The organism is Panacibacter microcysteis (assembly GCF_015831355.1).
Classification (GTDB): Bacteria; Bacteroidota; Bacteroidia; order Chitinophagales; family Chitinophagaceae; genus Panacibacter; species Panacibacter microcysteis.
On sequence record NZ_JADWYR010000001.1, the window covers coordinates 2,123,583 to 2,137,597 of the forward strand.

Below are 14,015 nucleotides of genomic sequence, written 5' to 3' on the forward strand. Positions count from 1 at the left end.
GCGATCCGGGTGTAACAGCACCGGTATATGAGAAAGCAACTAAGCGCTGCCTTTTCTGCTCCTCTTCAGGATTTTTTCCGCTTCCACTGCAAAAAACACAACAGATGAAACACCAATAGCTGTAAGCAATTCCACTGTGGTTAAAGGCTGGGTATTAAAAAATGTATTAAGTACAGGCAAATAGATAATTGCAAGCTGCAGCAGAAAAGTAACCAGTACAGCACCGGTTAGCAATTTATTGCTCATCAGGCCTTGTTTAAACAACGATTGATATTCACTGCGTATAGCCATAACGTGCCACATCTGCCCGAGGCATAACACCGTAAAAACAATCGTCTGCCAGTGTTCAGAGCCCGTGTAAATTTCAAAAGCCTGTATACCAATTGTTAGTCCACCTGTAAGCAGGCCCACCCATACAATATGAAAAGCCATACCGCCCGAAAAAATACTTTCATCCGTCCTGCGTGGCGGCCGCTGCATGATATTTTTTTCGGCAGGTTCCATAGCAAGCGCCAGTGCAGGCAATCCGTCTGTAACAAGATTGATCCATAAAATATGTATGGGCAGCAGTGGAACGGGTAATCCTATCAACGGGGCAAGCAAGATGGCCCATATCTCCGCAGAATTGCCAGTCATAATGTATTTAATAAACTTGCGTATGTTATCATAAATACGGCGGCCTTCTTTTATAGCTTTTACAATGGTTGCAAAATTGTCGTCGAGTAAGATCATATGGGCCGACTCTTTTGATACGTCCGTACCGGTTATACCCATTGCTATTCCAATATTTGCTTTTTTTAATGACGGAGCGTCGTTTACACCATCCCCCGTCATGGCAACAAAGTGCTCCCTGGCCTGCAATGCTTTAATAATGCGCATTTTCTGTTCCGGCGAAACCCTTGCGTATACTTTTATATTTTCTACTACTGCGGCAAAAGATCCATCATCCAGTTTGGTTAGCGCGGCCCCGGTAATCGTTTTATCTTCTTTGCCGGAAATAATTCCCAATTCCTTTGCAATAACTTTTGCCGTCACAGGATGGTCACCTGTAATCATTACGGGTATAATACCGGCAGATTTGCATTCTTTTATAGCCTCTGCGGCTTCTGGCCTTGGCGGATCTATCATACCCGCAAGACCGATGATGTGCAGTTTTTCCTCTATACTGCCAGGTGTAACCGCACCAGGTAAGTGATGTAGCCACTTCATGCCATAGCCCAGCACCCGCATTCCCTTTTCTGCAAAAATATCTGCCTCATTTTTTACTGTTTCCTCCATATTATGATCGGCGCTTACGGCAAGTAAAGATTCTATGGCACCCTTGGTTACCACGAGGAATTTATCTTTATAGGCATGAATGGTGGTCATTAATTTTCTATCAGCATCAAAAGGTATTTCTGCCACCCGGGGATAAGTGTTTACGAGTTGGTCTGCGTTCTCAACATGTTGTATCGCGTACCTGTATACGGCAATCTCTGTTGGGTCTCCGTTCAACTCATCGCCTTTGCCTTCTTTTACATCATGATTAAGTAAGGCCAGCAATAACAGTGGGCTTTTGGTATCCTCAATGTGCACGGTAGTTTCAAAAGTTTTTACCTGTTTTACGGTCATTCTGTTTTCGGTAAGGGTGCCGGTTTTATCTGTGCAGATATAGGTTACAGAGCCAAGCGTTTCTACCGCATGCAGTTTTCGGGTCAGCGCATTATTACGTACCAGTCTTTTTGCACCCATGGCCAGTGCAATTGTTATTACAGCAGGCAGTGCTTCAGGAATTGCGGCTACGGCCAGGGAAAGTACGGTAAGCAACATTTTCAACCAGTCTTCTCCCCGCAGATAGCCGGCAAAAAACAGCAGTACACAAAGCAGGATAATAAATACAGATAGTTTTTTACTAAAATCGCTCATGCGCTTTTGTAAAGGTGTCGGCGGCGTGTCTTCCTGTAGCATGCTCGCAATTTTACCAAGCTCTGTTTCCATGCCTGTGGCTGTAACAATGCCTGTTGCTCTTCCATATGTTACAACAGTGCCTTTAAAAGCCATGTTCAGCCTGTCACCAGGTGGCAGGTCTTCTTTATGTAAAGTCTTTTCGGTTTTCTCTGCAGGCACAGATTCTCCGGTAAGGCCAGACTCATCAATTTTCAGTGATGCTGTTTCCATTAACCTTATATCTGCCGGTACGATTTTGCCCGCTTCCAGTAAAACGATATCACCGGTAACAAGGGCTGTTGCCGGTATATTCTGGTGCAGATTGTCTCTTATTACGGTGGCAACGGGCGCAGCAATTTTCTTTAGTGACTGCATCGCTTTTTCGGCGCGGTATTCCTGTAAAAAGCCTACCACTGCATTCAAAACGATGATAATGGAAATAACCAATGTATCCTTTAAGTCTCCTACCAGGCCGGATATAACTGCTGCTGCTACGAGCACCAGTATCATAATGTCTGCAAACTGTGAAAAGAATATAGATAAAACGGAGCGTTGGGGACCTTCCTGTAGTTCATTCGGTCCGTTGGCAGCCAGTTTCTCTTTTGCGGTGGTGGCAGAAAGGCCCTGCCTTTGGCTACCGGTTTTGGTTAATACCTCGGTTGGAGAAATGGTGTGCCAATGCATGCTGCAGGTTTTTATAAAGTTACCTCAACAATTATGAATGGAACGAATAACATTGATGCGCTGTAAGCAACAAACAGATCGCCGGAGTTGCCATAAAAATGGAACGTACAAGTGAGTGACACAACCGGCGATGCCATGAAATGCAAATGCCGGTTACATCTTTATCTCAATACCATTTGCCTGTCTGCATCGAGCCTGATGAGGATAAAAATGAGTACAGTAAATGTGAGTAGTGAAGAACCACCATAACTGATCAGTGGCAATGGAATGCCAATAATAGGGAAGAGACCAATTGTCATGCACACATTTACCGCGATGTGAAAGAAGATAATACTGGCTATACAGTAAGCATATACGCGGCTGAATGTGCTGCGCTGCCGTTCTGCGATAAAAATAATACGGAACAGCAAGAGGAAATAAATGCCCAAAAACAGCAGGCACCCTGCAAAGCCAAAGGCTTCACCCAATGAGGTGAATATGAAATCTGTGTGTTGCTCGGGCACATACTTGCCGCGTGTTTGTGTGCCTTTTAAAAAGCCTTTACCGATTAAACCACCTGAGCCGATGGCTATCTTGCTTTGGCGTACATTGTAATCATCCGGCTTTGTAACTTTTTTATCTGCCGCTTCACTTATTTGTGCACTGCGGTTTTGGCTGCAATCATAATCTTTACCTACCATGCTGTAAATACGCTGGCTTTGGTAGCATTGAAACACATTGTTGAAAACATACGGAACAGCAAACCGTTGTATGCCTACGGCCACACCCCATATCATTACAATAAAAAGAAGAATGCTTTTGTTTCTTTTTACCTGGTAGCGCAGGAAGTAGACAAACAGTGCTGCGATTATGGTAAGAATGATGGCAAGCGTATTGGGCTCCATAACAAGTGTTGCCACCACAAGTGCCCCAATAGAAAAGCCGATGATAAGGATAATGCCTGGTAAACCTTCGCGGTACATTACTATAAAAAAGCTGGCATAAGCAAGTGCAAGACCCGTTTCGTTTTGCATAATGGAAAGCAGGGCAGGCGTTAGTGCGATTGCTGCGGCAATAACCTGGGATTTGATCTTTGTAAAATCAAGATCGAGCTGAGATAAATATTTGCCAAGCGCAAGGGAGGTAAATATCTTACATAATTCGGCAGGCTGCAGGTTAAAGCCCCCGCCAAGCGGTATCCAGCTTCTTGAGCCATTGATATCTTTTCCGATAACAAAAGTGAGGAGCATTAATCCAATACCAAAAACATAAAAGAGGTTGGCAAATGCGGTGTAAAGCTTGCTATCGCTAAGCAAAATAAAAATTGCCACTACTGCAGATACACCGGCAAATAATAGCTGCTTGCTGTAGTTGGTATTGAATGCAAAGAATGCACCGGGTGTAAAGGTATCCGGGTTGTACTCCACCATAAAGATGCAGAGAATACCTATTGCAACAAGCGTAGCGTACAACCACACCATTAACCAGTCAACACCTTTTGAGATCGGAGAAGTATTTGCCATGCTTTATTTTGGTTTCCTCGGTTGATATTGTTTGGGTATGATCCCGGAATCTTTGGCAGACACATCAGTGGAATCATTTTCCTTCCTGTTAGGCTCTGCTTCAGGATCGAATGTGTGTTTGCGGTTATCTGTGGTGTTTTCGAAAACAGGGGCTTTATCTGCATCGATCTGTTTGGCAAGTTTGGCCAGCTTAATGGAATCTTTTACAGCATACCAGTGTTTGATGGCAGCAGGTATAAGATCGGCTTTGGAAATACGGTCAACCTCCGGTAAACGTTTTGCAGAGATTGTATCATTTAAATATTTTTCCATCATCAGCGATGCGATAGGTGCCGCCCATGTAGAACCAAAGCCTGCATTTTCCACAACTACCGCAATGGCAATCTTCGGGTCATCCATTGGCGCAAATGCTACGAACAAAGAGTGGTTTTTGCCATGCGGGTTTTGCGCAGTACCTGTTTTGGCGCAAATATCAATACCATCAATTTTCGCATTTACCGCTGTACCGGAGCGTGTTACATCAAGCATTGCCAGTTGCACGGCATCAAACACATCGTTTGTTATATTGGTTACTTTATGTTTTGTGCGGTATTTGCCCAGGTAGCTGGTATCGGTAATAGATTCGTTCTCTATACTGTCAACAAAATGCGGCGTGTAGTAATAACCCTTATTGGCAATAAAACACATGGCATTGGCCAGTTGTAAAGGCGTTGCCAGCATACGGTCCTGCCCTATGCCCAGCGTAAGAATGTTGCAACTGTTCCAGCGCGGCCCGGCAAAGTCGCGGTTGTATTTCGACGTGTCGGGAATATTCCCTTTGTCTTCACTGGGCAGGTCAATGTTTAATCTTACACCAAGCCCGAAAGCGTTCATGTATTCTTTCCATTTAAGATAACCCTGCTGTGTGCTGCTGAAGTTGGGATTATCTATGGCCATTCTGAACACCTGGGAAAAATAAGAATTACAGGAATGTGAAAGTGCAGCACGAAGGTTAGCAGCGTGTCCTGCATCGTGGTGTTCACATTTTACAGGCCTGCCGCATGAATAATATGCACCGCTGCAGCCGTAACCAAATGATGGTGTAATGAGGCCTTCATCTAATGCCACCAGTGCGCCCAGCGGTTTAAAGGTAGAGCCCGGAGGGTATTGACCTTTAATAGCACGGTTTAGCAATGGCCGCGCAGTATCAAGAAATAACTGGCTGAAGTTTTTTCTTCTTTCAGAACCGGTAAGCAGGTTGGGGTTGTAGGTAGGGCTGGTAGCCATTGCAAGAATGCCGCCGGTTTTAGGGTTAATAGCCACAGCGCTGCCTATTTTACTGCCAAGCAGTTTTTCTGCCAGTTGCTGCAGTTCTATATCCATACTCGTGTAAAGGTTGCGGCCTGCCACGGCGGCTGTATCGTAATTGCCGTTTTCATAACTGCCCTGTATGCGGTTCTTGTTGTCCCTGATAAAACGTTTTACACCCCGCTGGCCCATCAATACGGGTTCATAGGTGGCTTCCAGGCCGGTTAAGCCAGCATAGTCGCCCATTTCATAGCCTTCAGTTTTATGTTTGCGCAGGTAGGTGGTATCAACCTCTCCAATATAACCGAGCACATTGCCCGCAGCGCTGTAAGGATAAGTTCTCACAGGTCTTTCCTGCAACACAAAGCCGGGAAATTTATACATGTTTTCGTTCAGCCTTGCATACGTATCGGGGCTTACCAGTGCAGCAAATGCACTTGGTTTATAGTAACTGTTCTTGATGATAGCGGTAATAATTCTCTTGCGAAATTCTGCGGTATCTATAGCCAGTATCCTGCACAGAGCAGCGGTGTCTGTGCCCTTCACCTGGTTGGGCGTTACTACCAGGTCGTACATAATGGTATTTTCAAGTACTGCGCGTTTTTTGCGGTCGTAAATAATACCCCTGTCAGGGTAAACCACTTTCCTGAAAATAGCATTGTTCTCCGCCTGTATTTTAAGATCAGAAGAAAACATCTGCAAATGCAGCAACTGCGCAATGATCACAATGAAAATGACAGCAAAAATTAATTGTATCACCCTGCTCCGCGACTGATTGTATACCGGCATATATTGATTGAAATGAAAGAAAAGTTATGAGTGCAAAATTGATGATTGTTTATGCATAACCACGTAAATGATCAGCAAAAATTTTATTAACAAACGTGATTAATGCGCTTTGTATTTGCGTGCCCCGTTAACATTTATACAATTATTTTTTTGGTACCGGGCATTTGTAATGCTGTGCAGCTTTGGTTGCGTCGCACTCTTGTACTTTTGAGCATTGCGGGGCTGCAGCGCACTGCTTTTATAAACATGCTACAGAAGACTGCCTGTAATGACTGCAGTGTAATAAGCTGCAGCAGGCAGTTAATTACGTTTGTCGAGCCCCCAGGTAAGTTTTGTACGCAGTGTAGAAAGGAAATTGTTTTCGTTGAGACGCAGCAGGCTTATTTTAAACTTTTCTCTTTTCACCGCCAGTTGAATATCTTTTTCCACAATTTCACGTCTTGCATCCATGGCGCAGATCATCTGGTCTGCACGGCCTTCAATTTCAAAAGAAATTACATTGCTGTCTGGTACCACAATGGGTCTTACGTTAAGATTATGCGGTGCTACGGGTGTAATAACAAAACTGGAAGATTCCGGGAATACAATAGGGCCGTTGCAGCTCATATTATAACCGGTAGAGCCTGTAGGTGTTGCTACTATCAGGCCATCGCTCCAGTAGGTGTTTAAAAACTCTCCGTTCAGGTAGGTATGTATCTTGATCATAGGAGAAGTATCTCTCTTATGGATGGCAAATTCATTTAATGCAAACGGTGCATCGCCAAATAGCGGTGTGCTCGCATCCAGGTGAATAAGTGTTCTTTTATCTATTACGTACGTGCCGGCCATTAAAGCTTCTACAGCCATGGCAATCTCCTCTTTACTTATACCCGCCAGGAAACCAAGCCTGCCAAAATTTATACCGAGGATAGGAATATTGGTCTCTTTTACAAGCGTAACAGCATCGAGAATGGTACCATCTCCGCCAAGGCTGATAAGACAATCTACTGATGCGTTTAATTCTTCTGCTTTGGAGAAATATGAAATGCCGGTGTTGTCTTCATGATCGTACATTGAAAGGGAATGAAAAAGCAGTATGGTTGTATTGTGTTTTTGCAATGCCTTCAGCAATAGTACCAGTTGCGCCTTTAGATCATGATCCAGTCCACGGCTATATATAGCTACTTTCATTTTGTAAAATTAAGTGCCGTTGTATAACCGGAGATTAATTTATTTACAGCCATTGCACGTGCATCAGCTAACTACGCTTCAATCTTCCGGTTTGTTCAATAAAGATCTAAACGTACAAGAGTGCGACGCAACGGATGCCTGATGGATATTCAAATGCCTGGCTCAAAAAAAATCTAAAAATCTGTACGCACGTGGAAGAACAGGCCACTTTCGCCAAGCTGGTTGAAGCTGTATTCAAATTTCAAAACAATATCGTATGAGGGAATAACCACATCGAGCCCTATACTTTCAGTATATAAAAATCTGTTGCTCAAAATGCTGGTGCCGGGGTTCTTGTTGTAAGTATAACCAATGTCTCCACCGCCTTTTATATAAAACTTCATTGGAATAACCACACTTTTTTTGAGGTTGGGCGGTGTTCGCAATGTGTAGGCAAAAATTTCTCTGCGTATGGTACCGCGGCCCATAATACCTGCTGCGCCATCGGTTACATAATATTCCAGCCCTCTTAAAAATGCATCTCCATAACCAAACAGTTGCTGGTTAAAGTAAGGCTGATTGAAAGGCAGTTTAAGAATGCCTGCACTTTGCAGGTACAACTGCATTTTTTTTGCAACTGGCACAATGTAATGTGCATGGTATTGCAACTGCGTAAGATCTACATCTTTGTTTATGCCTTTGCGTGTAATGGTGGCATCGCCAATAAAACCTTTTGTTGGGTAGGCATTGTAATCGGCGTTGTAGTATTGAATATTATACGAAAGTTCCGGGTAAGAAACGGCTGTTTTTCCGCCACCATAATAGTTGGGGTTTAACCGGGCAATTGTGTCGTTTACTTTGCTGTTTACGTAGGTGAGTCTTACAGAATGCCTTGTTTTAATTGCCGGCCTGTAGAGGTAAGCAATTTCACCGCGGATATTCTGTATCACAAAATTATCCAATTTGAAAAATGCCTGTTTGCTGCCTTCTGACTGAAAGTTGAGTTCCCGCTGCCTGGAAAAATTGAAGGCCACGCTAAAACCTTTGGTTAGCGACGGATTTGCAAAAGGCTGTTCGTATTTTGCCTGTACCTGGTTACTGTAGCCGGCGATGAGGTTTACTGCCAGTTTATCATTTCTGCCGCTTACATTGTTTTGCATAAACTTTATGCCGTAATTGGTTCGGTTAAGGCTAGCTTTTTGCTCAACCCACCACTGGTTAAAGTTCCTGTCAACCAGTTTGAAATAAGGTAACGGGAAGAGGTACCATCTTTCTTTTACGTCGATGTTTACAAAAACAATGTTTCCCTGGCGGCTGTACACGTAGGCAGATACTTTTGTGAAAAGTGTTGTATTCATTACCTGCTGCTGGGCCAGTGTAAGTAAGCGGTAAAGCTCGTTGTATCGCAGGTATTGTCCTTGTTTGAAGGGAATTTCACGCTCAATAATGTAAGGCTTGGTTTTTTTGTTGCCATGCACCGATATGTCGGCAATTGTTACGAGCGATGTATCTGTTTCAGGGCTTACGATGCTGTTTAAAAGTGCTGCAAGGCCCGTAGTATCACGGTTGGGTATAAGCGGCGGGATAGAATCCTGCGTGTATGCAAACAAATACAGGCCACAGCTTATCCAAACCAGTATTATGCGTTTGCTGAAATTCATTAATCAATTACCTTGAGTTGGTGGTGAGCGGTAAAAATATGGTATTGTAACAATCCTGAAAGGGAACGTTGCCATTTTAACATACGGAAGCAGGCACTTGCAAAAGGCAGCCTAGATCTTCAGATAGGTCATAAGCAAATCGTAATTTTCTTTTAATTCATTTTCGTACTCTTCTTCGCCAAAATAATATCTTACCGAATAATCATAACGCTGAAGCGTAGCAATTATATCTGAGATTTCTACTTTGTTGATTTTGATAGTAACGATGAAGAAGCCCGTGGTATTTTCCGTATAGGAGTTTAATTGGGTAATGAAGGCGTTATTTGTTTCAATAAGGCGGGAAATTTCTCCAAAGGAAAAGTTTCGCTTATCCATTTCTAGCACAATCATGCCACCTGGTTCTTCTACATTCAGGAATGCGGCAAGTGTCTGGATGAGCTTTTTACGCCTTATGCAGCCCGCAATTTCACCTGTCCTTGAAGTTACCGGTATAATGGAAATATCAAAACGGCCTGCAACTTTAAGTGCGGCTAAAATGTGTTCTTCAGGAAAAACAGCGGCAATAATAAAATGAGATTGCACCGTAACCAGGGCCGCTGAATCGTTAGCGTCGAGTAAGTCGTCTTTACTTACTATACCGGCAAATTTTTCTTCATGTATAACCGGTAAATGCAATACGTCATAATCATCCATTAACTGTAATGCGAAAGAAACCTTATCTGTTAATGAAAGTAACGGGAAGCCTGATTCTATAATTTGTGATACCAGCATCTATATTCACTCCACTCTTTAATACAATAAAATTAGGCAATTGTTGCAGCGGGTTGTTTGAGTTTTGTAAGAAACTCTTCAAGAATTTTATTGAATTCTGCAGGCACTTCCATCATTGGCGCATGCCCGCATTTATTGATAAAAAATAATTCACTGTTAGGAATAAGTTTGTTGAACTCTTTGGCCACAAATGGGGGCGTAATGGTGTCGTCATTTCCCCAAATCAACAACGTCGGCTGGGAAATCTGGCTCAATTCTTCACCAAGGTTGTTCCTGATGGCGCTTTTGGCCAGCGCAATGATTTTGATAACTTTTAGCCTGTTATTGCATATTTCATAAACCTCATCTACCAGTTCTTTGGTAGCAGTTGCGGGATCATAAAAGGTAACCTCAGTCTTCCTTTTTATGTATTCGTAATCGCCACGTTTGGGGTAACTGTCTCCCATACCATTTTCGAAAAGTCCTGAACTACCGGTGAGGATAAGTGATTTTATTCTTTCCGGATGTTTAAGCACATGCACCAGCGCCACATGCCCGCCGAGCGAATTACCCAGTAAGTGTATTTGATCGTAATTACGCGCCTCAATAAATTTATGTACGTGTTTTTCCAGTCCGCCCACAGAAGTATGGAAGATATCCAGGTCGAAAAGTGGCAGTAAAGGAACCACTACTTTATGTGAATTTTTGAAATATTCAATCAGATCCTGGAAATTGCTCAATGCCCCAAAAAGACCATGCAAAAGAATAAGGGGTTCGCCTTCTCCTTCTTCTATAAACCTGAATTTATCAATTTGTTTTACCTCGTAATTCATCTGCTAATTTTTCTGCGAAAAAGATGACCAATGCAAATAAAGTGAAATGCCGTGAAAAAACAACATACATAATTTATATGTTATGTCTCAACTTATGTGCTAAAATACCTTTTTTAGGCGAATATGAATGAATATTGCTCCATGCCTTAAAACTTCGGTTGCTACACAAACACCAATTAAACATTTTTAACTGTGTATAACACAACTTTAAAAACAGGAAATACACATTTGGCAGTATAAGATTGTGGATGATTGAGGGTAAGAGAAAGCTGCATAATATATTCTGCAAGAGGGCTTTAAATATGATCCAGTTTTTGTTATGTGAAAGTTTTGTTTTTAAATTAATTAAATAACCATACAGCCTGCTTAGTGGCTACTTTTGCAACCCGCAATATCCGTTGAAATGGCGCGTTTGTAGTTTCAATTCTAATATTCCTTTTTTACCTGAAAAACTATGGAAATGAAGAAACTGATTTTTTTGTGTATGATCTGCTTCAGCGTGTTTACTTCAATGGCCCCCGTTTCCGTTGCAGATAATAATGGTGATAAAAAATTTGGCTCACTGCTGCCTTCGATAGCAGATGAAGGTGCAGGTGTGGCGCCATGGATAGACTCTATGTATAATGTTTTAAACCTCGATTCCCTCGGGCTTAATAAAACAGCTTTTTTCTACGCTTGCAAAGGCTACCAGTTTTTACTCAATAATGGCAAACTGAAACACCCGGAATTGCTCACTATATGCGATTATACGCAAAGCAGCGCACACAAACGCCTCTATGTGCTCGATATGGAGCAGGGTGTCGTAAAGTATAATACTTATGTTTCCCACGGCAAAAATTCCGGCTCAGAATATGCCACCAGTTTCTCTAATAAAACAGACTCGCATAAAAGTTCGCTCGGTTTTATGATTACCGGCGATACATATATCGGGAAGGCTGGTTACAGTATGTACTTCGATGGTATGGAAACCGGTGTAAACTCAAATGTAAGGCCGAGAGCAATTGTAATGCATGGCAGCAATTATGTTACCGGAGACCGTGCAGATAACGGCACCATGATGGGCAGAAGTTATGGTTGCCCTGCGGTGCCATACAAAGAACACCGTAAAATTATTGATGCCATAAAAGGCGGCAGTTGCTTTTTTGCTTTTGCAGATGACAAATGGTATGCCTCTACTTCAAAAATACTTGGTGCTAAATTTACCTGGCCTGTAATTGCCAATGCTTCACCGGTTGTTTTGCCGGCGTTTTCTTCAGCCACGGCACAGGATGTTCCTTTTGTATCAAACATGTAACAGGCGCTTACACGTAATCAATATTGTTTTGCCGGCAACAATGCTACTATTGGGCTGCGGTTGTGTCACTCACTTGTACTGTAGCAAAAGCCTGGGCATTGTGCACCTTGTTCAGTATGGTTCAAACCGCTGAAGAGTGCGACGCAACAGGTGTTTCATAGTAGTATTGCAGCCGGGCTCAACATTTTAGAAAGATGCACCTTCCACAAGCCTGCACGGCACAAACACTTCACTTTCCACTGTATTGCCGACTACCGAATCCATCATATTCTTAAAAGCGAGTTTGCCAAGCTGGTAACCGCTGGTCTCTACATAAGTTATCTGGGGTACATACAATAATGGCATAAAACCATTGCTTAAGGCAATTACGGAAACGTCTTTGGGTATGTGTAGCCTTTTCTCCTGCACGGCTCTCATTGCGCCGATGAGAATCTCATCGCTCATACAAAAAATCGTATCTGGTATATGAGTGTTTAAACAGGCAAGGCATTTTTCGTAAGCATCGTCAAAGCTTATTGCGTGCGCTATCACCAGGTTGATAGCCGCGTTTTCAGCAAAAACCTCTTTAAAAGAAGACAAGCGCTTTTGGGTAATAGAAAGGCTTGTATTTCCAAAAAGCCCCAGTACGTTTTTCTTTTGCTTTTGTACAATAAATTCTGCCGCAAGCCGTGCCGCTTCTGTATCTGCAATGCATACTTTGGAAAATGAATTGTCTGCGGGCACTTTGTCAAAAAATATCAGCGGAATATCTGCTTCTTTCAATTTATAAAATGCCTCAATATTTGCGGTGGATGAAGTTATACAGGCAAAAACGCCGCTAACACGGTTTTGCCGGCACAGTTTAATATTGGCAGACTCCGTTTCCGGGTTATCACCAGACTGTAATATCAGCAGTGAATAATTGTTTTTCCTGCATTCCTCCTCTACAGACGATATAAATGTATTATAGAAATAATAAGAAATGTCTGGCACTATGAGGCCGAATATTTTACTGTTATTGGTTCTTAAATTAATGGCATAAGCGTTTGGCTCATACTCCAGCGCATTGGCCAGCTCTGTTACTTTTTGTTTCGTTTTTGCAGAAATATCCGGATGGTCTTTCAATGCCCTCGATACCGTAGAGATGCTGATATCGAGTATCTGTGAAATCTTTTTAAGCGTGGTATTGTTGCTCATGCATTAATGCTATATGGCTGTTATGGTAATTACTACCAGGAAAACTGCATCTCTTTTTTGTATTGAGATGGTGTTTTGTTCATAATCGTTTTGAATACTTTATTAAAGTAAGCAACATTATTGAAACCACATGCAAAACTTACTTCGGCAATCGTTTTTTCCTGCTTGAGCATTACGCATGCCCTGTGTATGCGGTATTGGTTGATAAAATCTGTAAACGTAAAACTCATTAGTTTCTTAAAGTAATTGCAGAAGGAAGGAACGGAAAGGTTGGCAATGGCCGCAGCCTTCTTTACATCGATGTCTTCATTGTAATGTTTTTCAACATATGCAAGTATGTGCTGCAATCGCCCGTTGTTTTTCCTCGTAAGCTGAGATAGAACAGTGGACGGGTTCAATAATTCGTAGTTCGTAGTAACAGCCATCTGGTAAAGCACATGCAGCAGTTCTATGAATCTTTCGAAAGGTTGCAGTTTGAGTAGTTTTTGCAGCCGCCGGCTAATTTGTTCTTTGGCAGCACCTTTAAAACATATGCCAAACTTTGATTTCTCGAGCAGTGACACAACAGGAAGCATTTCTGGCCTGGACACGATTGATTCCACTAAAACCTCTTCTCTTATTTGTATGACAATTTCCTCATGTTGACCATGCGCATTAAGCCCAAAACCCGCATGCGGAAGATTGGGGCCTATCAATACAAGATCGCCATTATCGTAACTGCTGAAATGATTACCGACATGTCTGGTGCCTGCACCTCTTAATACACAAACTATTTCAAATTCAGGATGATAGTGGTATTCCCAGGGGTATTGCTCGGGTAAGGTCCTGGTGTGCAGCAGCCGGAACGAACTGCCTTCGTCGGGGAGAATGATCTCGCATTCAACATTCATCTGGTTAATCGTTATTAATCAAATATAAAATGAAAATTGCTTAATGGAGTATAAGGAATTGCCAATAGGGATGA

Annotated in this window: 10 protein-coding genes; 1 reads left to right on the forward strand and 9 read right to left on the reverse strand. The window is 42.5% G+C overall.

What is annotated here, in order from left to right; translation table 11 throughout:
• Positions 1–39: 39 nt before the first annotated feature.
• The 7 genes from I5907_RS08555 to I5907_RS08585 all read right to left on the reverse strand — a co-directional run bounded on the left by I5907_RS08555 (position 40) and on the right by I5907_RS08585 (position 10,581).
• Entirely contained in the window at positions 40–2,610 is a 2,571-nt protein-coding gene (locus tag I5907_RS08555) for a cation-translocating P-type ATPase (RefSeq protein WP_196990295.1), read from the reverse strand.
• A 161-nt stretch (positions 2,611–2,771) separates the two neighbouring features.
• Entirely contained in the window at positions 2,772–4,112 is a 1,341-nt protein-coding gene (gene rodA / locus I5907_RS08560) for a rod shape-determining protein RodA (protein ID WP_196990296.1), read from the reverse strand.
• 3 nt (positions 4,113–4,115) lie between these two features.
• Positions 4,116–6,158 carry a penicillin-binding protein 2 gene (gene mrdA, locus I5907_RS08565; RefSeq protein WP_346266774.1) on the reverse strand — a complete coding sequence of 681 codons (2,043 nt, stop codon included), beginning with the start codon at positions 6,156–6,158 and terminating at the stop codon, positions 4,116–4,118.
• Positions 6,159–6,488: 330 nt separating this feature from the next.
• The gene (locus tag I5907_RS08570) at positions 6,489–7,358 is read right to left on the reverse strand and encodes an NAD kinase (protein WP_196990298.1); all 870 of its coding nucleotides are present in this window, start codon (positions 7,356–7,358) and stop codon (positions 6,489–6,491) included.
• Between the two features lie 173 nt (positions 7,359–7,531).
• The gene (locus tag I5907_RS08575; RefSeq protein WP_196990299.1) at positions 7,532–8,998 is read right to left on the reverse strand and encodes a POTRA domain-containing protein; all 1,467 of its coding nucleotides are present in this window, start codon (positions 8,996–8,998) and stop codon (positions 7,532–7,534) included.
• Positions 8,999–9,109: 111 nt separating this feature from the next.
• A complete protein-coding gene (locus I5907_RS08580; RefSeq protein WP_196990300.1) occupies positions 9,110–9,769 on the reverse strand; it encodes a CBS domain-containing protein in 660 nt (219 codons plus the stop codon).
• 32 nt (positions 9,770–9,801) lie between these two features.
• The gene (locus I5907_RS08585) at positions 9,802–10,581 is read right to left on the reverse strand and encodes an alpha/beta fold hydrolase (protein WP_196990301.1); all 780 of its coding nucleotides are present in this window, start codon (positions 10,579–10,581) and stop codon (positions 9,802–9,804) included.
• A 460-nt stretch (positions 10,582–11,041) separates the two neighbouring features.
• On the opposite strand from I5907_RS08585, the gene I5907_RS08590 reads away from it, so the two are divergent.
• Positions 11,042–11,875 (forward strand): murein L,D-transpeptidase catalytic domain family protein, encoded by an 834-nt coding sequence (locus I5907_RS08590; RefSeq protein ID WP_196990302.1) that lies wholly within the window; start codon positions 11,042–11,044, stop codon positions 11,873–11,875.
• A 186-nt stretch (positions 11,876–12,061) separates the two neighbouring features.
• Here I5907_RS08590 and I5907_RS08595 read toward each other — a convergent pair whose 3' ends face one another.
• Positions 12,062–13,051 (reverse strand): LacI family DNA-binding transcriptional regulator, encoded by a 990-nt coding sequence (locus tag I5907_RS08595; protein WP_196990303.1) that lies wholly within the window; start codon positions 13,049–13,051, stop codon positions 12,062–12,064.
• Between the two features lie 32 nt (positions 13,052–13,083).
• Entirely contained in the window at positions 13,084–13,941 is an 858-nt protein-coding gene (locus I5907_RS08600; RefSeq protein WP_196990304.1) for an AraC family transcriptional regulator, read from the reverse strand.
• Between the last annotated feature and the right edge of the window lie 74 nt (positions 13,942–14,015).